Genomic DNA, 26,939 nt, shown 5'->3' on the forward strand with positions numbered 1-26,939 from the left:
ACGCACCCTGCCCTTCGCAAGCGATCTATACCAGCGTCAAGGCCAGTATCGCGACAAGCAATCCGCCGATCAGTGCGAGATAGAAATTCAGGTTACCGGACTGCAATGCACGCAACTTCTCGGCGGACCACGTCACGATCCGCGTCGCAGGCGCGAACAGATGCCGCTCGAACAGATCGGTCACGCCCTCGGAGAAAACCAGCCGCTTGATAAAGTACTCGCGCTGTTCGTGTTCGCGCTCGGTGCTCATCGTCGGTTGATATACGAAGCTATAGAACGTGCGCATCGCGTTCGAGAATGTCAGCGGCGTGGTCATCGCCTCGCGACCATCCGGGGTCATGCTACCGAACCAGACCGCCGTGCGCCGCACCGGGCGCGTTTTCGTGAGCCTCAGGAGTGCGAGCGGCAGAAGCGCCAGCAACGGCATCACAATGATGAGCTTCGACGGCGAGATAAAAGCGAACTTGTCGGTCAACGGTACCAGCAGCCATCCGGCAACCATTGCCTGGGGACTGTTGACTTGGAACAGCGTCTGGGCACCGCTCGCCAGCGCGTTGAGCCAGAGCGGTGCACCGACGGCCACTGCGAGCACGCATAGTCCCAGCGTCCCGACGACTGCCGCATTCCGTCGCGGCACCGGCCGCGCGTAGTCGACATCCGGCATGCCCAGGAGCCCCAACCCGAACAGCTTCACGAACGTAGCAAGCGCCACCGCTGCCGCGAGTGCGAGGCCCGCTCCAGCCAGTACGAGCACGAGGCGTCCTGTGAAGGCCGAGAGATGAAAGCCTTGAAACACCGTTTGGAAGACATACCATTCACTGACGAATCCCGCTTGCGGTGGAACCGAGGCGAGGCTCATCACGGCAAAGGCCGCGCCGAGCCCTAGCATGAAACCGCTATTTTTGAGCCACCCGCGCGGCACGATATCGTAGGTGCCGGTCGACGCCTGGATGCCGTCGGCGACCAGAAAGAGCGCACCTTTGGCGAGCGAGTGGCCGGCGAGGTGAAGCAACGCGACGGTCCACGCGAGTCCCGCGAGGTCGCCCAGTTGGTCACTGCGAAAGAGTTGCGTCACGCCGAGCATCGCCACCGCGACCGACGCGTTCTCCGCCGACGAGTAGCTAAGCAACGCTCTCCAGTCGTCCTGCTGGAACGCGAACAAAATCGCCAGCACCGCGCTGACCACGCCGATTGCAATCGCGACGACACCCAATCCGAATGCGGTGCCGCTATCGCTCGCGACGCCCAGCCAGCTATTCCAGCCACGGCTCAACGCGAAATACGCCGCGTTCAGTACGACCCCGGAAAACAGCACGCCGGTCGCACCACTGCCGCTCGAGTACGCACGCGGAAACCACTCATAGAAGGGGATGAGACCCAGCTTCGCACCGAAGCCGACAAGCAGCGCGACGCCGGCCACCCACGAGAGAAACGCTGACGCGTGGGGCGCATGAGCGCTGAACGCGTCGAAGCTGATGCCGCCCGCCGCGTGGTCCAGCAGCAGGATCGCGAGGACGAGTGCGATTGCGCCCACCTCGAGCAGCGCAAGCATGAGCAGCACGGAGTTGCCATTGGTGTCGCGTGCGCGCTCGCCTGCGAGCATCACCGCTCCGCCCAGGCTCATCACCTCCCAGGCGACGAGCATCGAGATGCCGTCTTGCAGGCCGAACACGCCCAACGCACCCAACAAGCTCAGCGATGCACCCATCCACCACGTCCCTGTGCGACCCGAGAGCGGCGAGCCCAGCCAGCAGGCGAAGGTGGCCGGTACCAGACCAAAGCCCAATAGCCATAGCGCTGACGGCTCAAGCTTGAACGCGATTCGCTGCGACGCGAGCGCAAACGGAAATTCGACGCGCGGCGTCGCAGTAGGCAAAGCGAGCAGACACGCAACGACTCCCAGTACGCAACCGGCGGTCAGCGAATATCTGACCAACACGCGAACCGGGCGCAGCGGCGAAAGGATGGCGGCGGCGAACCACAGAGCGCTCGCGGCCAGAATCAGATCAGCGCTCAAGCTGTCCTCCTCGCATCCGTTGCTCGGCACGGCCGAGGAGCAACAGCAGCGCGTGAATGATCGCAGCCGGGTTCGGCGGGCAACCCGGCAGATAGATGTCGACCGGCAAGACGCCATCAAGCCCGTTGCCGCACGCGTAATTGCCGCCCGTGACACCACCCGACACCGCGCACGTGCCCGTCGCGATGACCCACTTCGGGTCCGGCATCGCCTCATAGGTCTGCAGCAGCGGCGCGCGCATCGCGTGCGTCACGGGGCCGGTGACGAGCAGGACATCGGCCGAGCGCGGGGACGCCGTGAAGAAGATGCCGAGCCGATGCAGGTTGTAGAACGGATTGTTCAACGCCTGCAATTCCGATTCGCAGCCATTGCACGACCCTGCGTCGACGTGGCGGATATGGAGGCTACGCCGAAACGGTCGGCGCGTTTGATCGGAGAGATCGCTGGCTGCACCGGACGCGAGCGCCTCGGCCCACACCAGGTCGTCGCGCTGCCTCACACCGAGCGCCCAATCTTCAGACGGTGTAAAAGCGCCTGTCGGACACGCTTCAGTACAGAGCTGGCAGACAATGCAGCGGCCCCAGTCCACCTCTGGACGCGCATTCTCACCAAGCTCCGGCGAAAACGTGATGGCATGCGTCACGCACGCCTGCACGCATGCGTCGCACCCTTCCTGGCATTTGGCCGCGTCATACCGCGGCATGCCAAGCACGCCTTGCTGGCCGTGCGCGTCACCCTTGAGCGGCCAGCCGGTACTGGCGCTGCCGCTGGTCAAGCCGAACCAGGTCCATAGAGACATAACCGCTCCGTCCTATCGTGCACAACCCGAAATGGTCAAACCGAAACTTGCCTCGTTGATCGCATAGTCCATCATGTTGCTGTCATGCACGGTGAAGGGAAAAACCCGCCAGTTCGAAAACGAAGGCGACTTGATCTTCGCGCGCGCAATGCGTGACCGGTCGTCGAAGTGCAGCGCGTAGAGTACGCTCCCACGCGACGATTCCGCCCACCCGAGCCCCTCCGCGTTCGGCACGCGACGACAAGGCTCAAGCAGCGGTCCCGCAGGAACGCCGCGCATGATGGCGTCGTCGAGCAGTTCCAGACTCGCCCGGAGTTCCGCGATACGCACCTTCATCCGGGCATACGCATCGCCCTCGCTACGGGTCGCGACAGCGGGCGGCAGTTCACCGTACGCGGCATACGGATGATCCCGCCTGAGATCACGATCGATGCCTGACGCCCGCTCGATCGGCCCGGTAGCGCCTTGATCAAAGGCGAGTTGCTGACTGAGCGGCGCGGTGGAAATGAGACGGTCGAGATGACTGGTGGTCCGCTCGATGAGATCGACGTACCGGTCCAGTTCGCCTCGGAGCGTCGCGACGCCCTGGGAAATCGCAACCAGATCGAGATCGCGGCGTACGCCACCCGGCCAGACAATGCTGCGCAATAGTCGGCTACCCGATGCAAGCGCATTCATTTGCTTCGCCCGCTCCTCCAGCAGCTTGCCCTGGGCCTCGCCAACCTTCAGCGTCGTCGTATGGCACAAGTGGCCGAGGTAGTGCAAGTGGTTGTAGGTACGCTCGAGTTCCGCCGCGATGACACGAAGCCACCGTGCGCGCGGCGGCGGGATGCACCCCGAGGCGTCCTCGACGGCCTGCGCATAAGCAAGCGCATGCGCGACAGTGTCCACGCCCGACACACGCTCGGCCAGCAGAACGCCTCGTTCAATGTCGATCCCCTCGAATTGTTTCTCCATCCCGCGGTGCTTGAGGAACAGGTTCGGGTGATAGTGAAGAATGCCTTCGCCGACGTAGTAGAAAATGAACTGGGCGGACTCGACGACATCCGCTCGCACGGGACCGAACGGCAATCGCTGGACGTGCTTGCCGGACATCTGCGGCAGCGTCGATGCCGCAAGCGCGCCCGCTACGCTTGCACGCGACGTATCTGCCGGTTCGAGCGGCCCACGCGCTGTCAGCGGCAAAAATGCGGTTACCAGGCGCTCCGGCTCCGGATGGCCGGCAAACGCAACACCGCTCATTTCCATGATCTCGCGCTCATGCCAGCCGAGCAGCGGAAACTTATTGGCAAGACTCTGGACCGGTGCTTCGCCGGCATCGATGCGCCAGCCCATGAACTCCCGCCGGCCGGGCACGGTCGCGATATAGCGCAGTTCCGGCCTATCCGGTCTCGGAAACCACGCATACGCAACCTGCATGCGACCTGCATGATCAAGGAGATCGGCGGCGGCCGCGTTGAGTTCGGCAGGCGTTACGGTCTTGAGCGTGCAGTTGTTCATCGCGCAGCTCCTCCCAGATCAGCGGCAACCCGTTCGAAGAAGCGCCACAGGTCATGCGGCCACCACATGCCGAGGATCAACACCGGCACCAGGGCGAGCCACATCGGAACCGTCATCCAGGCGCTCACGCTCACCGTGCTATTCGTCCCGCCCGTGTCTGCCGTTGGCCGGGTTTCAAAGTACATGGCTCGGAAGTGGTTGAGAAAGCCGATGAAGATAACAATCAGCAGCAGCAACATCACGATCACGGCCCAGGCGTTCGAGCTCGCCATGCCGGCGCGCATCAATGTCAGTTCGCTCAGGAACAGGCCGAACGGTGGTGCACCCGTGATCGCTACGGCACCGGCCAGCCACAACGCGCCCGTGACCGGAAAACGGGTCCACACATTGCGTATTTCGCCCATGTCCTTGGTGCCGAATACGCGCATGACGTTGCCGGCGCCAAAGAACATGAGCGACTTGTTCAGTGAATGGTTGAGCATGTGATACAGCACTGCGGCGATCGCCAGCGGGCCGCCGAATCCGAATCCGAGCGCCAGCACGCCCATGTGCTCGACGCTGGAATAGGCCATCAGCCGCTTGATGCCCTGCTGCTTCACGATGAAGAGCGCGGCGACGAACAGCGAAAACGCGCCGAACGCGACCAGCACCGTGCGCGGCAGCAGCGAGGAACTCTCGGCATCCGTGATGGTCAGGAACCGCGCGATGCCCAGCATCGCCGTATTCAAAAGCGCACCGGAGAGCATGGCGGACACTGGTGCGGGACCCTCGCTGTGTGCGTCGGGCAGCCAGGTATGCATCGGCGCGAGGCCCGCTTTCGTGCCATAGCCCACCAGCACGAGCAGGAACGCCATCTGGGTGAGAGCAGGACTCATCTGTGGGGCCGCATGGCGCAGCGCGTCCCAGGTCATGTCGTAGGTCGGGCCAATGACGAGACTTCCCGCCCAGTAGAGGAGCACGGTCCCGAGCAGCGCAAGGCTGATGCCCGCCGACACCACGATGATGTATTTCCATGCCGCTTCGATCGCTTCCCGGCCGCGCTCGAAGCCGACGAGGAATGTGCTGACGAGCGTGGTCAGCTCGATCGCGATCCAGTAGACACCGATATTGTTCATGATCGGTCCGCAGATCATCGTTGCCGCGAACAGAGCAAAGAGCGCATAGAAGTTCGGCAAGCGTTCGCGTTCCTCGGCGAGCAAGCGCATGTAGCCAACGGCGTAGATCGAAGCGAGGCAATACACCAGCGCGGTGCAGACCAGCGTCCAGACGGCCAAAGCGTCGACCACCACGTAGTCGTGCAGGAAGCGATACCCGTCCTTGACGTTGCACGCCAGCGAAAACGCCGCGAGCACGCAGACGAACGACGCGATCAGGTTCGCATACTCAGCGGCGCGCGCATGCCGGAACGCGGCGCAAATCACTGCAGCAACGAGGGGTGAAACAACGATCACGATGCTCCACGTTTCGATCATGGTCACCCCACCAGCCGCGTGAGTTCACGGCTGCTCGTGCTGCCGACGTGCTCGACCAGATAGCGGACCAACACACCGAAGCTCACGACGATGACGAGCAGATCGAAGAGCAACACCAGTTCGATCAACATCGGCATGCCGGGCACGAGGATTTGCGAGCCGAGGAAAATGCCGTTCTCCAGGATCAGCAAGCCAAGCACCTGGCTGATCGCCTCATGACGCACTGCCAGCATCAGGAAGCCAATGAGCTTCATCGAAAGCATCACCGTGAGCGCCAGCACGACCACGGTGCCGCCGAAACCCAGCGCGTTGCCCAGATGGTTCGATACGACAAAAGCAAAGAGCACCAGAAGCGCGCCGAGCACGATGCTTGAGCTCGGCTGCAGGATGACATGCAACTCGCGCTCGACTTTCAGCCGAACGATGATTCGCCAGATCAGATAAGGCAGCACCAGTCCCCGGAAGAACGCAGTCAGGATTGCGATCAGGTACAGCTCGTGATAGTTGCCGTAGTAACCCACGGCTCCGGAGAGCGCCGCGATCAGCCACGACTCGGCCATGAACGCGAGCAGGTAGTCTTTCAACCAGCGCGAACCCAGCATCACGAACGCAAGCAAGAGGCTGCCGATCGCCAGCAGGCTGAACAGGGATGCGGCAAGCGGACTCAGATGGGCGAGCAGCATGATGTGTCACCTAAGGGGGTCACCTAAGCTGGTTGGCGGCGATCGCAAGCACCGCCAGCATGAACGATGCAGCCAGCGGCTCCTGATAACGAAAGAAGCGCAAGCGGGATTGCGCCGTCTCGACCAGCACCACGACGAGTGCAATCATCAGCATGCGCAGGAAAAGCCCGATCGCGGCACCCAGTACACCTAAGGCCGTACCCCGTTGCGAAAGTCCCCACGGCAACGTCAGCACATTGCAAAAGATGGTGTAAAGAATGAACTGCTTCATCATCGAGGCCCACTTGAGCAGCGCGAGAAGTGAACCCGAATACTCGAGGATGCGCGCCTCTTCGATCATGTACACCTCGATGTGCGTGCTCGAATGGATCGGCAGACGGTCTGTTTCCACGAGCAGCAAAACAAAGAAGGCGAACACGAGAAAAAGATGTGCCGGACTCCAGTACACGGAAGGTTGTGCCACCAGCAGATGATTCACGACGAACGGCAGCATGGCTTTGGCGAGGAGCGTAATACCGACCAGCACGAGGATGAGCGTCGGCTCCGCGAGGATGCCAAGCATCACCGAGCGGCTCGAGCCAATGCCGCCATAAGCGCTACCTGAATCAAGCCCCGCGAGTACAACAACAAACGACCCGAGCGTCAGGATGAGGCCTCCGCCCAGGATGTCGCCCATATCGGATAGCGGCAGCGGAAAGTCGGTGAGCACCGGGATGAGGATCGGTACCGTGAGCATGCAGGTGAACGCCACGACGGGCGCAGCCCAGTAGATCCACGAGGCGGTTTCGGGTACCACGAGTTGCTTGTGGAAGAGCTTCCACAGATCCCGATACGGTTGGAAGATGCCAGGGCCCCGTGCGCGTTGCACACGCTCTTCCCATTGCAGGATGACGCCCTGCAGCAGCGGGGACACTGCGATGACGGTTACCACCTGGGCCACCTGGAGAGCGATGTCGCGCGTGCTCATGCGCCCTCCGCTGAAACGAAGGGCTCGCTTGCACTACGATGTGGACGCGTCTCAACGCACGCGCGGATCGCCAGACAATGACACGACCAGACGCGGTGGCGAAGGCAGGAACGACTGCAACACGGCGACTCGCTGATACGTCCCATATTCTTGTGTTCTTGTAGGCAACAATATGCCCGGGATGCTCAAACAAGAAGAGCCGGCGTAAAAATGCCTACCGGCCCCGAAGCGCCCGGGGACCATGTAGGCATCATTAGCCGCTAAGCTGCTAGCGGCGGTTAGGGAGGAATGCCATCTCCGCCAGATTCAAACTTGAGTATAGGTGACGCGCCGATGTGTGCAAGGCCGGCGTCCAACTATCTAGGCGAGCGGCCGTAGAGCGAAAAATGCTTCGACGGCTTAGGCGGTAAATCATCGCCGATGATTCCGAACTCGATGGGAAAGCGCGTATAGAACACGTGCACGTTTTCGGCACGCACGACATTCAGAATGTGTTCGGCCTCGTCCTCCGTCACAGCAAGAATGATCTGCAGCGGCTGATCGGTGAGTTTCAGCATGTGCGCCGCGTGATGCGCACCCGCGTGGCCGATGCCTTCTGCGCAGCTGATGACGGTCGCACCGCGGATCCCAAGTTGGCGAACCTCGTGTAACAGCCACTCGCATACGGTCTGGTGGCCATGCTTGCGGTTCTGCTCGGTATAGAACGTCAGTTGATAGCCGTTCATCACCCACCTCCCGTGGCGCAATGGGCGCCTCCCGCCGCGAGAGGTCCGCTGTGCGGTGCTGCGACACGCTACCAGACTGACAAGGGCCCCTGCCACTATTCATTCTAGTTCATAGGTCCGGTGACGCACGATTGTGCAGTGCGATATTGGGCGTACAGCGCGAGCAATACCGCGCGAGCAATAACGAGAGGTATCGCAGCTTCGGCGAAATGCCGTGCGTGTCAGCGTCAACATGTATCGGGAATGTGTTGAACAAAAGCAATATTGAAAGCGCTGGCCTCGGGTGATCGGGGTGATCGGGGTGCCATGCTGATTCATCCTGCAACAACTCCATTCCCGGTTTGGGGTTGAGCGGCCACAAGTGAACTTCGGCTCAAGCAAAACGACCGTCTCAACGCTTGGGGGCACCGGACATTGTTATGCCGCTGCCGCTCACGTTAGCTCGCCGATTAGCGCTCCATATTCATATGTACGCGTCATGGCCTTCCACCTTCAACTGCCATTCCTGCATTCACGGACACCCGACATTGCTGCCAGCCGTGTACGGATCGTCTCGAACTCACTGGCTGCCGCTCGCGATAGCCCAATCTGTACGTGGTCGAGTTCAGGGTCGTCTTCAGATTGCTGGACGATGAACTGCTTGACTCGAACGCTTCCCTTACCCAGAGCGTTGTGAACACTGTCGAGTGATACGCTGCCGCGCTCGACCAGGAGGGTTATGTTGCGCTCCTGTTTGACCGCAATGAATCGACGCTCCAGCGGCTTCACTCCGGCAAGAATGATAAAGATGATGACCGTCGCGCCGACGGCTGCGGTGTACATGCCGCCACCGACCGCCAGACCGATTCCCGCGACCGACCAGAGGCTGGCGGCGGTGGTCAACCCGCGCACGATTTCGCCACGCAGCAGGATCGACCCCGCTCCCAGGAACCCAATGCCTGATACCACCTGGGCGGCGACCCGGGAAGGATCGAGCACGACGTTCTTCGCTCCCAGCACATCGGCAAATCCGAACGCAGAAACCAGCATCATCAACGCCGCACCGACACATACAAGCATGTGCGTGCGCAAACCTGCCGCCCAGTTCATTCTTTCGCGCTCAAAGCCGATGACGCTGCCGAGTAGAGCCGCCAGGAGGAGGCGAGATAGAAGCTCGATATTGCCGATCACGAATTACCCCTTTGATAGCTTGGCTTTAGACCCGTTGTGAAGCCGTGTCGGCGACATCAGCGGCGGTTGGCCCGTTCCGTTTGTCGGTGACCGCTGACAGCGTTTCACCGTGAGTCTCGTGCGTGCAAAAGAGATCGACGATTTCCCGGGTCGGTATGCTGGTGATGAGCGTCGATATTTTTATCGGGCTGAACCATCTACACCTCGAAATTTCGTTACGCGGTTCGGGGGACGCGTCCTGAGGAAGATCGACGAAGAAAACGAGATGTCGTTTGCTGAGACCGCCAAACTGGAACAGGTACGTGAACGCTGTACCAACGAGCGAAGTCTCTTCTTCCAGCTCGCGCCGGGCGGCGTCCAGCGGCGACTCGGAACACTTTATGGTGCCACCGGGCAACGACCACCGTGACCGCGTGCGCGCGACCAAAAGTACCTTGCCGTCCCGACTGCATATGATGGTCGCCCTGGCTTTCATTCTCTCCCTTCCCCTATAGGACGCGCGGCTGCTGTGTTTCAAAGGCGAATTATGGACCATGCCCAGGCGGCCGATCAGCGGCAGGCAGAGGCCGGCCCATGCCCGGTCGTCGGATCGATTGTCGAACGCGTTCGTTGACAGAGGTACAGCGGGCATTGGGCGGCTTGGCGAGTCGTTCAGCTCGCCTTCAGCTTTCGTCATAATAAACAATCCAGAAATGGGAAGAACGGTCCTCGCGTCGACCTTCATAATCGGTGTCATTTATTTTATGAAGAAGAACATGCAGCAATTGTCGTTAGCTCCAGGCGATCAATTCTCCACCGTCCAATTCGTACTCACCGACATGGACGAGACATTGACCTATAAGGGACGCCTGGCCGCAACCACATACATGGCTCTCGAACGGTTGCAAGCTCAGGGCATTCGGGTGGTACCTGTTACCGCCGCTCCCGCTGGTTGGTGCGATCAGATGGCGCGGATGTGGCCAGTCGATGGCGTTATTGCAGAGAATGGCGGCCTTTTTCTCAGACGAAGCGGCAACGGACACAGCGTCGAGCGGAAATACTGGCATGCGCATGAGAGTTTTGCAGACATGCGCAAGCAGCTCCAAACCATCTCCGGAATTGTCGAAAAGGCAGTGCCTCAGGCACGACAGGCGGACGACCAGGCCTTTCGGTTGACCAGTCTTGCATACAGGCGTTCCGGGACCGATTTGGATGACCGCATCGTCGAAGCGCTCATTGACGCGGGGGCTAATGCAACCCTCAATAACCTTTGGGTGCTGGGCTGGATTGGTGGCTACGACAAGTTGTCGATGTCGCTACGGGTGCTTGCTGAGACATTTGGGATTGGCGCAGAAGTCGCAACTGAGTTGGTCGCTTATTCCGGCGACTCAACTAATGATGCGCCGATGTTCAGCTTCTTCAAACATACGGTCGGAGTGAGCACCGTAGTTGATTACCTACCGCAACTGCCAACGCCGCCCGCATGGATCACCCACGGTCCGGGAGGCGCCGGATTCGTCGAGTTCGCGGACGCGATCCTTGGGGCACGCCTGAACATGCCCAGCGGAACCTCTGCGTGAAGCATTTGTTCGTTTTCGTCACCGTAGCGGACAGATCACGACCGTTTGATGTGGCTGAGTCCTTCATCGGGATCTCGATGATGGCGTTGACCTCATGGGGTACCTTCTCGCCAGTCGGAATAGCATTGAAGCCCATTACGCGCCTCCCTTTGCACCAAGCACTTCGTACTCGATAGGACACCGGGTATAGAAAAGTGGAACACCGCCCTGCTTGAGGCGGTCGAGCAACGCATCGACGTTCGCGTCCTCGGCCGCCACAGTGACCGCCACCGGCTGGTCGACCAGTTCGAAGAAACGCGCTGCATGATATTTGCCATGTGCGTCGATAGCTTCGGTCACTTCGATCACAGAAGCACCATGAATATTGGCCCTCTTCGCTTCGTCCAGGATCCAATCGACCATCGTCATATGATTCTTGCGATGGCTCTGGTTAGCTGCGAACACCGTTAGCTGACTGCCTTTCATGGGTAACTCCGATTGGCTCAAGGGAGAAATAAGAACCAACGCTGCGCGCAGGCACGCCGCAGCGAAATGCGTAGGGACAGCGGTATAGGCGGGAGCATCTTTCGCGCTGCACACAGAGCGCGCCATGTGCTGGGCCGCAACGGAGGCGAGGCGTGCCCGCGCGCCGCTTGCGGGAAGTGGCCAAGGTCGCGCCGGCCGCATCCCGGACGAACCGGCCGTGCGCGATTGGCGTCGGACAATGCGTTGCAATCCGATACGGCGGACTGTGGACGCGCGAACTTGTGAAACTATAGGGATATGCATATGAACCCGATTCGAGCGATGTCAAATCTGGGCAGCAGGACCGCGCGAACACACGCCTACAGCTTCCTGACCCGGGAACTTGTAGGCATCATCAGCCGGCCTGGCCGGCGGTTCGCGGAGGAATGCCATCTCCGTCAATCGAGTTTAACACTCGTAATTGACCACTGCGCGTGGGATACGCGTCCTTACGAGTCCGATTCTTCAACTTTCGACAGACTGACGGAGATGGGCTCAGCATGTGCTTCCGATTCGTCTTTCGAGAGGAATATTCGCCTGTACAGATCTTCCCCATAGCTGGTTTGCAAGGGTTCAGCCTCCGTCAACTTGAATGTACGCTCGCCGTCCGCACGCCGCTCCGCTCTCAGGAACATCATGCTCTGCGCCTTCTGCTCATGCAGCCCGTGAGCCAGCGCGTACAGATGCGTCACCAGTACAATTTTTACGCGCTTTCGCAACAACGCCGCGATGATCTGGCGCGCGATCTCGGAACCTTCGCGCTCGTTGGTTGCCGCGAATGACTCGTTGCACAGCAGCAGCGAGTGTTCGCGAATGTGATCGACGATTTCGCTCATCCGCTTGAGTTCCTCATCGAGCTTTCCGCTCTTCATCGACGCGTCTTCCTCGCGCTTGTAATGTGTAAAGATCCCGTCGCATACGTTCGCCGAAAACGATGCCGCCGCTACGAACATTCCGCATTGCATCATGACCTGCGCCTGCCCGACGCCGCGTAAGAACGTCGACTTGCCGCCTTGATTTGCACCGGTGATGACAACGAGGCCGCAGCCATCCCCAGTTACGTCGTTGCCGACAGGGGCATGCGCGGTGCGCAGTGCCAGGCTGGCGTCGTACAGCCCATCAAAGGCGAGCCTCCTGTCAGTGCGTTCGCGTGGCACGGGAACGCACACGGCCAGGCGCAGCCGCGTCAGTTGGTGATGCAGATTGACGCATCCGATGTAGAAAGCCAGTTCAGTGCGCAGCATCGTGAAAAAGCTGAGTATGTGTTCCGCTGACTGGGCAAGTGCATTCGCGACGAGATTGATGCCGCGTGCCTCCAGGTCCGACACTGCTCTGGCGCCGGCCTCATCCCGGTCCGCGATGTGAAACGTCAACGAGCGCGGCCGTTTTGCGAATAACCGCCTCAGAAGATTGGGATCCTTCTCGTGAGGTTTCCGAAGCACGTAGTGGATTCCCTTGTTGCCCTGGCCCAGCCCCGCACTGATCAGCACGCCGTGGCTGAACCTGAGCTCCTTGAGGCAACGCTGAATTGTCACGAAATACTCGTCCGTTAACTCCCGCTGGATCATTGAAAAAAATTGAGTGAACCCTTCCGATCGAAACTGCGCCGCCTGCGTGTCGGCGAGATCTCGTATCTTCTTCAACACGCCCACGAATTGCTGAATCAGGTCACGTGCGCCGTGCAGCACCGAACCGGGTGACCCAGAAAACACCCCGTAGTAGCACTTTCGCTTCGTTTCAATCCCCTCGATCGCGATAGCGTATATCTGCCTCATTACCGCTTCGAAGACGATGCAATCGCTAACGATTGCCTGACGATAAGTAATTTCGTCCAGATTGATGGAACTCGCTGGGACCACTCGTTTGGTCACGTCGCAGACAAACGCATCGCCCTGCGCCATGGCCTGATAGAGCGCGTTCAACTCCAGGTCCTGTACGAGCGCCGCCTCATTCCACACTGCCTCCTGGCACATATCCAGGTCCCGGTCCCGGTATAAAAGATGGGCCTTCATAGTCCGAGCCGCTCCGTCAGATGATCATAGGTCAGGCCATAAAGCGCTGCGACCGACACTGCATACGCCCGGCCATCGGCGGGCCTTCTTCTCACCCGGAAGGTGCGGGAAGCCGGGTCTTCGGGCTTGACTTCGCTCACCATGCTCACTGCCCGTTCGTCGAGATGAGCGAGCTCTTCGATAAAGGTCACGCAAACGCACAAGGCATCGCGTTCCAGTATCTCGCCGATGATTTTCTTGCTCAGGAACAGCGCGTCGGTCAGCGTTGTAGAACTGAATATTTCGTTCATGATGATGACGCTTCGTGACGTGGCATGCGCCAGGATTTGATGGACACGCATCAGGTCGTCCTGGAGCTTGCCGCGCAGATCTTTCGTATTCTCTTCGCGCTCGAAGTGCGTAAACAACTGGTCGCACAGAAAAAGCGCAGCGTTCCGGCCTGGTACCGGACAACCTATCTTCGCCAGGTAGTGCAGTTGGCCGAAGGTGCGGGCAAAGGTCGTTTTTCCACCGTTGTTGGGACCCGATACGACAATCAGGCGTTCTTCGCCATCGAGATGGCAATCGTTACAAACCACGTGTGATTTTTCGATCATGAGCTTGTATGCGAGCGCCAGATCGAACGTCTCGTCGCAGCGCATCGCTTTGCTGGTTGACGACATCCGCGGATAGCAAAAGCTCAAACCTGCTGATTTGCAGATGCTGACGTAGTCGCGGTACGCCAGATAAAACTGAACTTCACGATCGAACGTCTGGATCGTGGCGTCGAGATAGTCCGCGTTGTTCGCGCAATACGTAGCGAGTTCGACGAACACCTGAGGGTGCAACTGCGCGACGAAATCCAGTACACGGGCTTCCACATGGTTCATGTCCAGCCAGTCGCGCAGCTCTGCGCTGTGATCCTTAACCGTGCCTTGCTTGAACTTTCCGAAGATACTCAGGACGTCGGCACTCTGATCGATCTCTGCATCATAGTGAAGCACCGTGACCGAGCTCCCCTTGACGCGAATGCAATATCGGATCGCCGCCAGACTCTCCTTGGTATGGACCGCATCATGCATGAGCGACCGAAAGCGAGCTGATGCAACATACCCGCTCAGCGTTCGATGGAACTCTCGCAGACCTTTCGATCCGGGCGCCGCCAGCGGCAAATCATGGGCAAAAGTATCGAGTGTCTTGCAATACACCGCGATCGCTTCGAGGCGCCACCACTCACTTTGCATCCGGTAGTGAAGCTTCTCCGCCTGTGCCAGATGCTGGCGCATCTTGCGCATGCCCGCAGCGAAGGCGTTGATGCTGTCGAGCACGGCTGCATTGTCGAGATCCTGCATGACCTCATGCCGGTAGGTGATCGCCTCCTCGCGCGTCAGTTCGGTATGGAAGAATGGTTTTAGGTTGTAATCGTCCCGTCCCAGCGTGACCGCCGAGACGATCTGATCGAGATTGAGGTCGCCGAAAAACGGCGGCTCCGGCGTATCGTCGTGCCTTGGGCCGTCCTCCGGCTTTTCGAACAGGATGCTGTGAAAGACCACGCGTATCCCCTTCTTGTTTGAAGACTACATCCCCCCCGCAGATCAACGCGGCCTATACTCCGGGCAACGCGCACCCTTGCGCCCGTATCGAGCGGAATGTCCTAAGAGAGGCCCGTAGGCCGATAGTCGAGAGATAGCCAACCCATCATGCTGCCTTTCGACGAGCAGCCTGCGCAATCAAATCGGATTGCGCAGAGACCGGACGGACGGTGATGGAACTGGGATCGTGCGCCGGGCTAACGACGGAGCATGTTTTAAGGCAAGTGAAGCCGTTGGACGCGCGCCCACAGTGCCATACCCAGGCCTGTAGGCATCATCAGCCCGTTGCGGGCGGTTACGGAGGAATGCCATCTCCGACGTCAATTCAAAGTCTACGCCTCGCAAGATGCAGGGGCAACCCCTTGCCAAGCAGTGGTCGGACACCTGTTTATTCCGTGAGGGGTGTCCCGGGTCGCCGTATCCATTCCATGTGGTTTTTCCGCGCGACCGGCATCTCAGTTAGCGTTTGCGCATCTTCATCGATTGGCTCGCGGAGATGTTCGGCGAGCTGGATTTCGCTGGACAGGTTTCATAGCGAGAGAAACGAGCGCTTGTCGCACTGCTCTTACCTCGAGGGTTTGCGATCTCACCATTCGCTCAAGCTCGATGCGTTGTTTGCTGCTCGATTCTATCGGTCTCGCCGGCTTCATGACTCGCTCCATCGTCGGTACAAAGAGCATGACAATGGCAAGACACATTGGCTCCCTTGATTCAGAGGCACTACACCAGGTGCAGTTCGCAGCGTATGCTCTTGAGCCCACCAGTAATGGCATAGAGACCAATGCAGCAACATACTTATGGGAGCGGGCGCCAGATATAAAAAAATGTATTTTTTGCCGTCTTTTATTGAACCGACTAACTTCCATTCGGAAGTTTTATGATTACCGCTACAGCGTCGATTGAGAGCGTCTGATTGCCTTGACTGGCGGAAGGCAGCAGGAGTCGAACCTACCAGAGAGCGTCTGACGCCCTCTACTGGGTTTGAAGCCCAGCCGCACCACCGGATACGTATGCCTTCCTTCGATAAAACTTCGATAAAACATTAACCACCTACCGCTGTCGATCAGTCAGAGCAGATCCAGCCAGCGGCTGTCCGTGCGCATGACATGCAGGTCACGGTGAAAGCGAGTATACCCAACCCGATCGAAGAACTCCAAAACCTGGATCGCGCGTTTGCGGCCTAGCGCCGTGATATCGCGGAAAGGCGCGGCCGCAAGTTGACCATCGTTCCTGCTCGCTTCAAGCGCCGCCATGGTTGCCAGCTCGCGAATCGCCTCCCGATGATAGAAAAGATCGCGCACGACCTGGAACACTTCGCCCTGACGCGCGAGCTTGCGCATCAACTGGCGCACGCGCTCCTCAGGCAAACCGTGCGCGGCCGCAAGATCGCGAACCCACGGCGGATTGAAGCGGCCGGCCTGCACCGCCGGCAACAACTTGCCGGCAAGCATCTGCTCTGCATCGTCCAACGTGACCGCGTGGCCCGGCAGATGCAGCCATGGCCCGCTCTTCACAATGTCGCCGCGCGAAGAAGTGTCGTCGATCAACGCGCGCCACAACGCATCGTCTGCCAGCGGTGCGACCATCCTCCGTAAGCGCGATGAATCCGGACCTTGTTCATCGGGCGAACGCGCATGGAATTGCTCCAGCACAGCAACCACGCGAGCCGTCAACGCGCGCCATGCCGCGTCTGCGACCAGCAGGGCGTCGTCGCCGGATAAAGCGACCGCATGCGTCCCAGCGGGAAGTCGCAGTGCCGCTGCCGGCATGCCGGTCAGATGCTCCAGCAACGAGCGCGAAAGACCATGCGGCGCCCGGTCCAGCAATGCGTCGAGCGCGCCCGTGTCGAGCATCGCCTGCATTGCACCGAGCCAGGCCAGCCGCTCAGGCGTTCGACGTTTGCGCGCGGGACCAAACGGATCGAGTACATGACCCCCGCCTATCGTCCGGTTCGCCTGCGCGTTTCTCACGATAAACCGGTCCCCCGGCACCGAACACATCGGCCGCTCGAACACGAGTTGTACGCGCGCGGTATGCCCCGGAGCCAGCGACTCGCCATCAAGCAACGCCACGTGCGCGACCTGATGCTGCGTTCCCAGATGCACATGCAGCGGCGCCCAATGCTGCAACGTGACAGCGGCGTCGGATAACAGGTTCAGCGTGACATCAATACGCTCCGACGCCCGCGCCAAACGCGGGTCGACGATCCAGTCGCCGCGATCGATTGCAGCCTTCTCGATGCCCGCGAGATTCAGCGCGCAGCGCTCGCCCGCGCGCCCCGCGGAAGCCGCGCGATTCTGTGCGTGGATGCTGCGCACGCGCACGGGTTCGCCTTCGGGCGCAAGCAACATGGTGTCGCCGGCGTTCACGCGTCCCGAGACCACCGTGCCCGTCACAATCGTGCCTTGCCCGGTCAGCGTGAACACACGATCGATGGCCAGCCGGAACAGCCCGTCATCGCGACGCAGCCGCCAGGCCGCCGCCGCTGCTCGCAAGTGCGCGTTCAACGCGGCCACGCCGGGATCGTCAACGAGCGTCGCGTTGGTGTCGAAGACAGGTGCATCCTGCAGCGTGCTGCCGCTCAGGAATGCCTGTATTTCCTCATGCACCTCAAGCAAGCGCTGCGCTTCAACACGATCGATCTTGGTCAGCGCAATGGCGCCCTGCTTTACACCGAGCAACTGCAGGATCGCCAGATGCTCGCGTGTTTGCGGCATCACGCCGTCGTCGGCGGCAATCACGAGCAACGCGTAGTCGATACCGCTCGCCCCCGCCGTCATCGTGTGGACAAGTTTCTCGTGCCCCGGTACGTCAATCAGGCCGAGCACATCGCCGTTATCGAGCGGCACATACGCATAACCCAGTTCGATCGAAATGCCACGCGCTTTCTCTTCTTTCAGCCGGTCAGTGTCCACCCCGGAAAGCGCGCGTACGAGCGTGGTCTTGCCATGATCGATATGTCCCGCCGTCCCAACGATCATTGCGCACCGCCCCGACCCGACAACTGCGCGACGAGTTCCGCCTCATCGGCAGCTTCGAGGCAACGCAGATCAAGACACAGGGCATGGTCCGCTATACGCCCGATGACCGGTCGTGACATTCCTCGCAGGACTTTTTCAAGCGCAAGCAACTGCCGGCCACCGCGTTTGCCATCCGCCATCCTGACAACGAGGCCGTAGCTCGGCAGCACGTCGACGGGCAACGCGCCGCTGCCGATCTGGCTGAACATCGGTTCGACGGCGACCTCGTACCGCTCACCGGTCATTTGCTGCAAGACAGGTTGCAGGCGTTCGGCCGCGGCGCGCATGACGTCGGCGGGACGCGTGAGCAAGCGCAAGGTGGTCAAGCGCTCCGCCAGCATTTCCGGCGCGCGATACAACTGCAGGACGGGCTCGAGCGCGGCGAGCGTAAGTTTGCCCACGCGCAGCGCCCGCTTGAGCGGATGTTTCTTGATCTTCGCAATCAGGTCCCGGCGGCCGACGATCAAGCCCGCTTGCGGGCCGCCAAGCAGCTTGTCGCCGCTGAACGTGACGAGATCCGCGCCCGCGAGAATGGTTTCAAGCACGGTGGCTTCACGCGGCAAGCCCCATTGCGTGAGATCGACCAGCGTACCGCTGCCCAGATCGACCGCTACGGGCACGCCGCGCGCCCGGGAGAGCGGCGCCAGCTCCGCGACGCTGACCTCCTTGGTGAAGCCGCTAATGGCGTAGTTGCTCGTATGCACTTTCATCATCAGCGCCGTTCGCGGGCCGATCGCTTCGTCGTAATCCTTCAGATGCGTACGATTCGTGGTACCGACCTCGCGCAGCTTCGCGCCGGCGCGGCTCATGATGTCCGGAATACGGAATGCACCGCCGATTTCCACCAACTCGCCGCGCGACACGATCACTTCTTTCCTGGGAGCCAACGCAGACAATGTCAGCAGCACCGCCGCCGCGTTGTTGTTGACCACGGTCGCCGCTTCAGCGCCGGTCAGTTCGCAGATGATTTCATCGATCAGGTCGTCACGGTCGCCGCGCTTGCCGGTGTCGAGATCGAATTCAAGGTTCGACGGCTGCGTGAGCGCCTTGACCACCGCGCCGACGGCCTCGTCAGGCAACAACGCGCGGCCGAGATTGGTATGCAGCACCGTGCCAGTCAGGTTGAACACGCTGTGGAACTTCGCCCGCGCGCGTTCCCGCAGGCCTTGGCCGACAGAGAGCGCAAGTTGCGGCACCTCGAGTGAAACCACCAGCGCCTGACCCGCCTGCGCTGCCACGCGCCAGTTGTCCAAAGCGCCGCGCAATCCCGCCAACACCTGCGAGCGGCCGAACGCTTCAGTCAGCGCCAGGAAATCCGCCGACGTCATGACCTGCTCCACCGAAGGCACACGTGCCATCAGCGCCCGTAATTCGACGCTCGTTACATCGCTCACAAGCCGATCCTTTTTAATTGGACTTGTTGGGTTGGTCCGTTTTTTCGTCGACTTGTTCCGGCCAGAGCCACGGATGTGGCGAAGCACGCCGATACCCCTCCTCGCCCATCAGCAAGTCCAGCGTCAGGCTGGCCAGGTCGTCGGCGAAAGGTTCGAAATCGTAGTCCTTGTCCTGATAGCCGATCTTGCGATACGTATGGCATTCGTCGCACGATTCAGCCTTCAACGGAGCCTTCTTCGATTCGGCTTCCTTCGTCGGCGTATCGGCGTCCGGGCTTCCCAGCGCGTGATAGGCGATGCCTTTCGTCGAATCGCAATTCGAGCATTTCGAGCGGACCATATGCCACTCGGTCGCGCACAAACCGCATTGCAGAAAGCGGTAATTGTCGAACGCGCCCCCCACTCGCACGGTGCTCGCCACGGGATGCGACCCGCAGACCGGGCATAGTCCAAGCGTTTCCAGATACGGCACATCGCGCTTGTCGATGTCGGCGGCTAGATCGGTCCAGACCACTTGCAGCGCGGCCGATATGAACGGCGCACTTGCCGGATCGACTTCGGCGAAGCGTTGCGCGAAGATCGCATCGGCTTGCGCTTCGAGCGCTGCCGCGTCGAGCGATCTCAGTTTTTTAATCAATTGCTCAAGCGCGGGCGTAAGCGGGCCGGCAGCTTGCAGTTTATCGAGCAGGCTAAGTAAAACGTCTTGCCAGGCGGGATCACGCACGCCCGAGAGCGCGGGAATCAAGGGCATGGAATGCGCTTGCGCGCTTGCAATCAATTCGGCGCTCGGAGGCTTCGCCTTGAAGCTCGCGATAGTCTCTTGCTGCGCGTCCGCCAGCGCGGCCATCAGGCGCAGATAACCTGCTATGGGATTGCTGCGTTCGGCGAGTTGCCTTAGCCGCGCCGCGCGTGCGAGAAACACGCTCGCACGCTCAGGCGTGCGGATGCGGGGAATAGCCGACTGATCGAGCGACTCTATTTCGCCCGCTTCCAGGATGCGTTGGACCACGATTTTCGACCTCTTGAAACTGAAGGGCCGCCGCGTTTTTCTCGGGTGAAGAACGCCGGCGGCCCGCATACGTCGGACTCACTTTCCGATCGTTTCCTTGAACCATCGCGGATGATGCTTTTTCGCCCAGCCGTACGTCACGGTGCCACGCGTCATGGCGCCGATCGACCCTTTGATCCACAGCGCAGCATAAATATGCACCACGATTCCGACGATCAGAACGAACGCGGCAGCGGCATGAACTACGGCCGCGAGGCGAATGATCTCGATCGGAAAATAGATCGAGAAATAGCGTCGCCAGATCACTATGCCGCTTGCAAGCAACGCTAGCAGACAGATGACCATTGTGAAAAACAGCAGCTTCTGTCCTGCATTGTACTTACCAATGGCGGGCAGTTTTTCTTCACGATTGTTAAGCACGTCGTCAATCTGACGCATCCACTGAAGGTCGCTCTTGTCCAGATAGTTGTGATGCCAGAACCGCAGCGCAAGAATCAGGAACGAGAGAAACATCACGCAGCCAATAAACGGATGCAGGATGCGCGTCCATTGCCCGCCCCCTAAAAGCGCATACAACCACGACATGGCCGGATGAAACATGGCCAGCCCCGACAACGCCAGCAGGATGAACGTGATGGCGGTAATCCAGTGGTTCGTGCGCTCGTTCGGCGTATAGCGGACGATCAGCCCATTACCCCTTACGTCGCGGGGGATAGCGTCATTATCGTGTTTCATCGGATGGCTCCCGTGAACGGCGTGCTTCCTCGGCCTCATGTTGCGCTTCGGCTTCCTCCGCCTCTGACACCTCGTTCGGACCGACCCGCGTGTAGTGGAAGAATCCCGCCAGCGCCGCGACCACAATCCCGGCAAGCGCCAGCGGTTTCGCCAGCCCCTTCCAAAGATAAACCATCGCACTGATCTTCGGATTCTGCGGCAAGCCATGATAAAGATTGGCTTTATCGGCGTGATGAAGCACGTACATCACGTGCGTGCCGCCCACGCCGGCCGGGTCATACAGCCCGGCATTCTCGAAGCCGCGTTCCTTCAGATCCACAATGCGGTCGGCCGCCTGCTGCTTCATGTCTTCCTTGGTGCCGAACATGATCGCGCCGGTCGGGCAGGTCTTCACGCAAGCCGGTTCCTGTCCAACCGCGACCCGGTCTGAACAGAGCGTGCATTTATACGCGCGATTGTCCTGCTTAGAGATTCGCGGCACATTGAACGGGCAACCCGTCACGCAGTAGCCGCACCCAATGCAGTTCTCCTCGTGAAAATCCACGATCCCATTCGTATATTGCACGATCGCGCCCGGCGACGGACACGCCTTGAGACACCCCGGGTCCTCGCAATGCATGCAGCCGTCCTTGCGGATCAGCCACTCGAGATCGCCTTCGGTGTTCTCGTATTCCGAGAACCGCATGACCGTCCACGAGTGTTCGCTCAGGTCGCGCGGATTGTCGTAGACGCCGATTGAATCCCCTACTTCATCGCGCAAGTCATTCCATTCCATGCAAGCCGTCTGACAGGCCTTGCAGCCGATGCACTTCGATACATCGATCAGCTTCGCGACCGTCCCCGTGACCGGTACGCGAACCTGTGGTTCAGGCAGCGTCGTGGCGGAGAGACGTTTGATATCCAGTGATTGCAGTGCCATCTCTTCTCCTTATGCCTTTTCGACCTTGACGAGGAACGACTTGAATTCCGGTGTCTGCGAATTCCCGTCGCCCACGGAAGGCGTCAGCGTATTGACGAGATAGCCTGGCTTCGTCAGTCCCTTGAAGCCCCAATGCAACGGCAGTCCGACTGTCTGTACCTTTTTCCCCTCGATCATCAAAGGTTTGATCCGCTTCGTCACCACCGCCACCGCCACGATGTATCCGCGATTGGACGACACTTTCACGCGATCCCCCGCGACCACGCCAACCTCCTTCGCCAGATCCTCGCCAATCTCCACGAACTGTTGCGGCTGAATGATCGCGTTGAGGCGCGCGTGCTTGGTCCAGTAATGGAAATGCTCGGTCAGCCGATACGTGGTCGCCGTATGCGGGAAATTCTCGTGCGTGCCGAATGCGGCCCGGTCGTCCGGGAACACACGCGCCGCCGGATTGCTGACCACCGCCTTGTTGTGCGGATGCATCGGGTTGTAGCCGAGCGGATTTTCGAACGGCTCGTAGTGTTCCGGGAAAGGCCCTTCAACCAGACCGTCGCGCGAGAAAAATCGCGCCACGCCTTCCGGATTCATGATGAACGGATTCATGCCGTTCTCCGGCGGTTCGTCCACCTTGAAGTCGGGAATATCCGCACCTGTCCATGCTTTTCCGTTCCAGGCAATCAGCTTGCGGGTGGGATCGAACGGCTTGCCGCTGACGTCGCATGACGCGCGGTTGTACAAGATCCGCCGATTCGCCGGCCATGCCCACGCCCAGTTCAGCGTGTTGCCGATACCGGTCGGGTCCGAGTTGTCGCGGCGGCCCATTTGATTGCCCGCTTCCGTCCACGCTCCGCAGAAAATCCAGCATCCGCTGGCCGTGCTGCCGTCGTCGCGAAGTTGCGCGAAGCTCGACAACTGCTCGCCTTGCCTGGCGAGGACCTTGGTTTTGTCGGTGACATCGGTCACGTCCGCCAGCGCCTTGCCGTTGAACTCCATCGCGATTTCTTCGGGCGTTGGGCTCTCCGGGTCGGCGTACGGCCAGCTCATGTTGAGAATAGGATCGGGATATTTTCCGCCCTGCTCCTTATAAGCGGTCCGTATGCGCAGCCACAGCCCGGACATGATCTCAAGATCGCTCTTCGATTCCCCCGGGCCTTCCGCGCCTTGCCAATGCCACTGCAGCACGCGGCTGGAACTCACCAGCGAGCCGCGTTCTTCCGCAAAACACGTGGTCGGCAAGCGGAATACTTCCGTCTGGATCTTCGATGCATCGACGTCATTGAACTCGCCGAAGTTCTTCCAGAACTCCGACGTTTCGGTCGCGAGCGGGTCCATGATGACGAGCCACTTCAGCTTGGCGAGACTCGCGCCAATCTTAGACTTGTTCGGCGCCGCCGCGAGCGGGTTGAAGCCCTGCGCGATGTAGCCGTTCATCTTGCCCTGGTTCATCAGCTCGAACACTTGCAGCATGTCGTAGGACTTGTCGAGCTTGGGCAGATAGTCGTATCCGAAGTTGTTATCGGCGGTTGCGTTGGCGCCCCACCACGACTTCATGAAACTCACATGGAACGCGCGGTAATTGCGCCAGTAGCTCAACTGGTTCGGACGCAGCGGCTGCGTCGCGCGCTCCTTGATGTAGTTCTCGAAGTCCTGCTCGCCTTCCATGGGCAGCGTCATGTAGCCCGGCAGAAGATTCGACATCAAGCCAAGATCGGTCAGCCCCTGGATGTTCGAGTGGCCGCGCAACGCATTCATGCCGCCGCCCGCAATGCCGATATTGCCCAGCAGCAATTGCACCATCGCGCCCGTGCGGATGATCTGCGAGCCCACCGAGTGATGCGTCCAGCCGAGCGCGTACAGGATCGTGCCGGCGCGTCCCGGTACGGCGGTCGATGCCAGCATCTCGCAGACCTTCAGGAATTTCTCCTTGGGCGTGCCGCAAATCTTCTCCACTTGCTCGGGCGTATAACGCGAGTAGTGCTGCTTCATCAGGTTGTACACGCAGCGCGGATGCTGCAGCGTGGGATCGATCCTGGCGTAACCGTCGTCGCCGCGTTCGTAGTCCCACGTCGCTTTGTCGTAGCTGTGTTTTTCCGCGTCATAACCGGAATACAAACCGTCGGTGAACGCGAAATCCTCGCGGACAATAAACGGAAAGTCCGTGTAGTTCCTGACGTACTCGTGCTGGATCTTGTCGTTGGTCAGCAGGTAATTGATCACGCCGCCCAGGAACACAATGTCCGAGCCAGTCCGGATCTGCGCGTAATAATCCGCGACCGAAGCTGTCCGCGTAAAGCGCGGATCGACAACAATCAACCTTGCCTTGCGGTGTGCCTTGGCTTCCGTGACCCACTTGAAACCGCACGGGTGCGCCTCGGCTGCATTGCCGCCCATGACCAGAATCACATCCGCGTTCTTGATGTCGACCCAATGGTTCGTCATCGCTCCACGGCCAAACGTCGGGGCAAGACCTGCCACCGTCGGGCCGTGTCAGACACGTGCTTGATTATCGAATGCGAGCATGCCAAGACTGCGGACAGTCTTGTGCGTCAGGTAACCCACTTCATTGCTACCGGCCGATGCTGCGAGCATGCCGGTGGTCAGCCATCGGTTGACCTTCTTGCCGTCTTCCGTCGTCTCGACAAAATTGGCGTCGCGGTCCTCCTTCATCAGTTTGGCGATGCGATCGAGCGCATCTTCCCACGACATGCGTTTCCATTCATTCGATCCGGCCGCGCGATATTCCGGGTACTTCAGGCGGCTTGGGCTATGAATGAAGTCGATCAGGCTTGCGCCCTTGGGGCAGAGCGTGCCGCGATTAACCGGGTGATCCGGATCGCCCTCAATATGGATAATGCTGGACTTGGCATTTTTGGCGTTGTCGCCCAGACCGTACATCAGGATGCCGCAACCTACCGAGCAGTAAGGGCAGGTATTGCGGGTTTCAGTGGTGCGCGACAGCTTGTATTGACGGACTTCTGCTAACGCTGGCGCCGGTGAGAAACCCATGAGGGCCAAACTCGATCCGGCAAGCGTACTTGCTGAAACCTTCAGGAACTGTCGCCGGGACATTTGTAACATCGTGCGCCTCGGCGTTTTTAGGGACCGACATAATTATAAGGTCGGGCCAGGAATTACGCAGCGCAGAGCGTACGGCCGTTCGCATCGGCTAATTACGCCGGAAATAAGGGCCTAAGACCTTGGCGTGGAGGCAGGGCGGGCATTATTCCTGCGCAGGAGCGTGATCCCTCATCTTTATCACGCGCCATGATTCGATTATTTTTTACCGGCTCCGCTAACAATACCTGCAAAAAATCCGCTAAGCGGCGCTTGCCGCGCTCGGGCGCGTTAGCGTTAGTCTTAGTGGCCGGCACCACGCTAATGGCCATGACGACTTCCGCAATGGCCCAGATTCCGCAGAACAACGGCAGCTCTCAGCAGGAAAACCGGACCTCTTCGATGGGGTCGAGCCCTGACCCCTCCGCCTCCGCCGTTCATGAATCGAACAAGCCGCAATCGAAGGACGCGGCGGCCCAGGTGCGCGGCGCAACCGCCGGCAAAGGACACAAGGCCGAAGGCGCCGGCGGGTTCAATAACGGCTTATATGGAACCGGTGCGGGCAGCAATAAGTAGCTTGAGTAGCTTGGCCGCCCGCACTTGATCACCGGCGTCCGATGTCCCCGAGGAAGCTGGAAACCTTGACCAACCCTTCTTGAAGGACATTGAGCGGGTTGGCGAAACCGACCCGGACATACCCTTCCATATCGAACGCGCTGCCCGGCGTGAACATCACGCCCGTTGCTTCGATCAGCGCAGTGCAAAATTCGGTCGACGACATGTCGACATCGACCTTGAGCAGGCAAACCGTCGCGGCCCTGGGCTTGATATACGACACCAGCGGCTCCTTGCCGATCCAGTCGTCGAGCACGGCGAGATTAGTGCGCGTAATTGCGTGGTTGCGCGCAAGGATCTTGTTCCTGGCCTCAAGCGCAATGGACGCAAGATAATCGTCAATCATCCCCACGCTGATGGTGTTGTAGTCACGATGAATACACACCGCGCGAATCAGTTCGACCGGCCCCGCAATCCATCCCAGCCGCAATCCGGCCAGCGACCACGTCTTCGACATGCTGCCGGTACTGATACCCCGCTCATAAAGATCGGCGACAGACGCGGTGAATCCTGAGCCTTCCTGGTCCGTGCCCCGATAAACCTCGTCGCACAAGAGGTACGCGCCGCACGACTGGGCGATGGTGACCACCTCCTTGAGAAAGGCTTCATCCATCAACGAGCCCGTCGGGTTGTTCGGGTTGTTGATGGCGATGAGCTTTGTCTTCTGGTTTGCCAGTTTTCGAAGCTCGTCGAGATCAGGCAGGAAACCGTTCTCTTCGCGCAGCTTCATGGTCTGCACGTCGGCACCATAACTTTCGGGAATCGAGTAGTGCTGCTGGTACGTCGGCAACACCGCGATCACCCGGTCGCCGGGCTCGATCAGGGTTTCGTACACCAGCGCATTACCGCCAATGGCGCCGTGCGTCACGACAATATTCTTCGGCGTCTGCCGCTCATACAACGCCGCAATATTGGCCCGCAACCGGTCCGATCCTTCGATCGCGCCATAGGTCAGCTTCATGGGAAGGAGCTCGTCAAGCAGGCTGTCACGCTTGCCGGTCAGTTCGAGTAATTGCGCCACCGTCAGCGATTCGACGCAGGTCTCAGCCAGGTTATAGCGCGCCTCGTGCTCGTACCGGTCCATCCAGCGTTCGACAAGAAAGTCCTTGATCTTCATTGAAATCTCCGTGAATCGGCTACCCGCAACAATAGCCGACATGATGGGCGAAAAAATACAACCGGGCCAGGTCATCCCTGCTGAACCAGCCAACATC

Annotated in this window: 21 protein-coding genes, 1 tRNA gene and 3 riboswitches; of the genes, 2 read left to right on the top strand and 20 right to left on the bottom strand. The window is 59.9% G+C overall.

Annotation, left to right across the window (positions count from 1 at the left end; translation table 11 throughout):
• Positions 1-25: 25 nt before the first annotated feature.
• The 9 genes from ACSQ8V_RS25955 to ACSQ8V_RS25995 all read right to left on the bottom strand — a co-directional run bounded on the left by ACSQ8V_RS25955 (position 26) and on the right by ACSQ8V_RS25995 (position 9,808).
• Positions 26-2,017: a proton-conducting transporter transmembrane domain-containing protein gene (locus ACSQ8V_RS25955; RefSeq protein WP_436207600.1), complete on the bottom strand. Its 1,992-nt coding sequence runs from the start codon at positions 2,015-2,017 to the stop codon at positions 26-28.
• Positions 2,007-2,816 carry an NADH-quinone oxidoreductase subunit NuoB gene (gene nuoB / locus ACSQ8V_RS25960; protein ID WP_436207601.1) on the bottom strand — a complete coding sequence of 270 codons (810 nt, stop codon included), beginning with the start codon at positions 2,814-2,816 and terminating at the stop codon, positions 2,007-2,009. The genes ACSQ8V_RS25955 and nuoB overlap by 11 nt, the downstream gene beginning before the upstream one ends.
• A 12-nt stretch (positions 2,817-2,828) precedes the next feature.
• Positions 2,829-4,316, bottom strand: coding sequence for an NADH-quinone oxidoreductase subunit C (locus ACSQ8V_RS25965; RefSeq protein ID WP_436207602.1), 1,488 nt, complete (start codon positions 4,314-4,316; stop codon positions 2,829-2,831).
• On the bottom strand, positions 4,313-5,788 hold the full coding sequence (locus ACSQ8V_RS25970; RefSeq protein WP_436207603.1) for a hydrogenase 4 subunit F: 1,476 nt from the start codon (positions 5,786-5,788) through the stop codon (positions 4,313-4,315). The genes ACSQ8V_RS25965 and ACSQ8V_RS25970 overlap by 4 nt, the downstream gene beginning before the upstream one ends.
• A 2-nt stretch (positions 5,789-5,790) precedes the next feature.
• Positions 5,791-6,471, bottom strand: coding sequence for a hydrogenase (locus ACSQ8V_RS25975; RefSeq protein ID WP_213765706.1), 681 nt, complete (start codon positions 6,469-6,471; stop codon positions 5,791-5,793).
• 19 nt (positions 6,472-6,490) lie between these two features.
• Positions 6,491-7,438: a respiratory chain complex I subunit 1 family protein gene (locus ACSQ8V_RS25980; protein ID WP_213765705.1), complete on the bottom strand. Its 948-nt coding sequence runs from the start codon at positions 7,436-7,438 to the stop codon at positions 6,491-6,493.
• 237 nt (positions 7,439-7,675) lie between these two features.
• A riboswitch (Fluoride riboswitch) is annotated at positions 7,676-7,746 on the bottom strand.
• A gap of 48 nt (positions 7,747-7,794) precedes the next feature.
• The gene (locus ACSQ8V_RS25985; RefSeq protein ID WP_213765704.1) at positions 7,795-8,163 is read right to left on the bottom strand and encodes a DUF190 domain-containing protein; all 369 of its coding nucleotides are present in this window, start codon (positions 8,161-8,163) and stop codon (positions 7,795-7,797) included.
• A gap of 492 nt (positions 8,164-8,655) precedes the next feature.
• Positions 8,656-9,333, bottom strand: a complete 678-nt coding sequence (locus ACSQ8V_RS25990; RefSeq protein ID WP_213765703.1) for an MgtC/SapB family protein — start codon at positions 9,331-9,333, stop codon at positions 8,656-8,658.
• 25 nt (positions 9,334-9,358) lie between these two features.
• The gene (locus ACSQ8V_RS25995; protein ID WP_436208016.1) at positions 9,359-9,808 is read right to left on the bottom strand and encodes an NUDIX hydrolase; all 450 of its coding nucleotides are present in this window, start codon (positions 9,806-9,808) and stop codon (positions 9,359-9,361) included.
• 280 nt (positions 9,809-10,088) lie between these two features.
• Here ACSQ8V_RS25995 and ACSQ8V_RS26000 point away from each other — a divergent pair, with 280 nt between their 5' ends.
• Positions 10,089-10,892, top strand: coding sequence for an HAD-IIB family hydrolase (locus tag ACSQ8V_RS26000; protein ID WP_436208017.1), 804 nt, complete (start codon positions 10,089-10,091; stop codon positions 10,890-10,892).
• Positions 10,893-11,027: 135 nt separating this feature from the next.
• Here the strand turns inward: ACSQ8V_RS26000 and ACSQ8V_RS26005 are convergent, their stop codons facing one another.
• The 10 genes from ACSQ8V_RS26005 to fdnG form a co-directional block, all read right to left on the bottom strand.
• Positions 11,028-11,357 (bottom strand): DUF190 domain-containing protein, encoded by a 330-nt coding sequence (locus tag ACSQ8V_RS26005; RefSeq protein WP_436184508.1) that lies wholly within the window; start codon positions 11,355-11,357, stop codon positions 11,028-11,030.
• Positions 11,358-11,735: 378 nt separating this feature from the next.
• A riboswitch (Fluoride riboswitch) is annotated at positions 11,736-11,802 on the bottom strand.
• A gap of 43 nt (positions 11,803-11,845) precedes the next feature.
• Entirely contained in the window at positions 11,846-13,408 is a 1,563-nt protein-coding gene (locus ACSQ8V_RS26010) for a MutS-related protein (RefSeq protein WP_436207604.1), read from the bottom strand.
• Positions 13,405-14,940 carry a MutS-related protein gene (locus ACSQ8V_RS26015; protein ID WP_436207605.1) on the bottom strand — a complete coding sequence of 512 codons (1,536 nt, stop codon included), beginning with the start codon at positions 14,938-14,940 and terminating at the stop codon, positions 13,405-13,407. Before ACSQ8V_RS26015 ends, ACSQ8V_RS26010 begins: the two co-directional genes overlap by 4 nt.
• Before the next feature lie 300 nt (positions 14,941-15,240).
• Positions 15,241-15,304, bottom strand: a riboswitch (Fluoride riboswitch).
• A gap of 598 nt (positions 15,305-15,902) precedes the next feature.
• Positions 15,903-15,998, bottom strand: a tRNA-Sec gene (locus ACSQ8V_RS26020).
• A 48-nt stretch (positions 15,999-16,046) separates the two neighbouring features.
• Positions 16,047-17,960 (bottom strand): selenocysteine-specific translation elongation factor, encoded by a 1,914-nt coding sequence (gene selB / locus ACSQ8V_RS26025; RefSeq protein WP_436207606.1) that lies wholly within the window; start codon positions 17,958-17,960, stop codon positions 16,047-16,049.
• Positions 17,957-19,393 (bottom strand): L-seryl-tRNA(Sec) selenium transferase, encoded by a 1,437-nt coding sequence (gene selA / locus ACSQ8V_RS26030; protein ID WP_436207607.1) that lies wholly within the window; start codon positions 19,391-19,393, stop codon positions 17,957-17,959. Before selA ends, selB begins: the two co-directional genes overlap by 4 nt.
• Before the next feature lie 13 nt (positions 19,394-19,406).
• Positions 19,407-20,402 (bottom strand): formate dehydrogenase accessory protein FdhE, encoded by a 996-nt coding sequence (gene fdhE / locus ACSQ8V_RS26035; protein WP_436207608.1) that lies wholly within the window; start codon positions 20,400-20,402, stop codon positions 19,407-19,409.
• A gap of 78 nt (positions 20,403-20,480) precedes the next feature.
• Positions 20,481-21,137: a formate dehydrogenase subunit gamma gene (locus ACSQ8V_RS26040; RefSeq protein WP_213765695.1), complete on the bottom strand. Its 657-nt coding sequence runs from the start codon at positions 21,135-21,137 to the stop codon at positions 20,481-20,483.
• On the bottom strand, positions 21,124-22,056 hold the full coding sequence (gene fdxH / locus ACSQ8V_RS26045; protein WP_213765694.1) for a formate dehydrogenase subunit beta: 933 nt from the start codon (positions 22,054-22,056) through the stop codon (positions 21,124-21,126). The genes ACSQ8V_RS26040 and fdxH overlap by 14 nt, the downstream gene beginning before the upstream one ends.
• 9 nt (positions 22,057-22,065) lie before the next feature.
• A complete protein-coding gene (fdnG, locus tag ACSQ8V_RS26050) occupies positions 22,066-25,134 on the bottom strand; it encodes a formate dehydrogenase-N subunit alpha (RefSeq protein ID WP_436207609.1) in 3,069 nt (1,022 codons plus the stop codon).
• A 306-nt stretch (positions 25,135-25,440) separates the two neighbouring features.
• Here fdnG and ACSQ8V_RS26055 point away from each other — a divergent pair, with 306 nt between their 5' ends.
• Positions 25,441-25,686, top strand: a complete 246-nt coding sequence (locus ACSQ8V_RS26055) for a beta-xylosidase (RefSeq protein ID WP_255631485.1) — start codon at positions 25,441-25,443, stop codon at positions 25,684-25,686.
• A gap of 28 nt (positions 25,687-25,714) precedes the next feature.
• Here the strand turns inward: ACSQ8V_RS26055 and ACSQ8V_RS26060 are convergent, their stop codons facing one another.
• The gene (locus ACSQ8V_RS26060) at positions 25,715-26,842 is read right to left on the bottom strand and encodes an aminotransferase (protein WP_436207610.1); all 1,128 of its coding nucleotides are present in this window, start codon (positions 26,840-26,842) and stop codon (positions 25,715-25,717) included.
• Positions 26,843-26,939 lie beyond the last annotated feature (97 nt).

The sequence above is a fragment of the Caballeronia sp. LjRoot31 genome (assembly GCF_964253885.1).
In the GTDB taxonomy this organism is placed as follows: domain Bacteria; phylum Pseudomonadota; class Gammaproteobacteria; order Burkholderiales; family Burkholderiaceae; genus Caballeronia.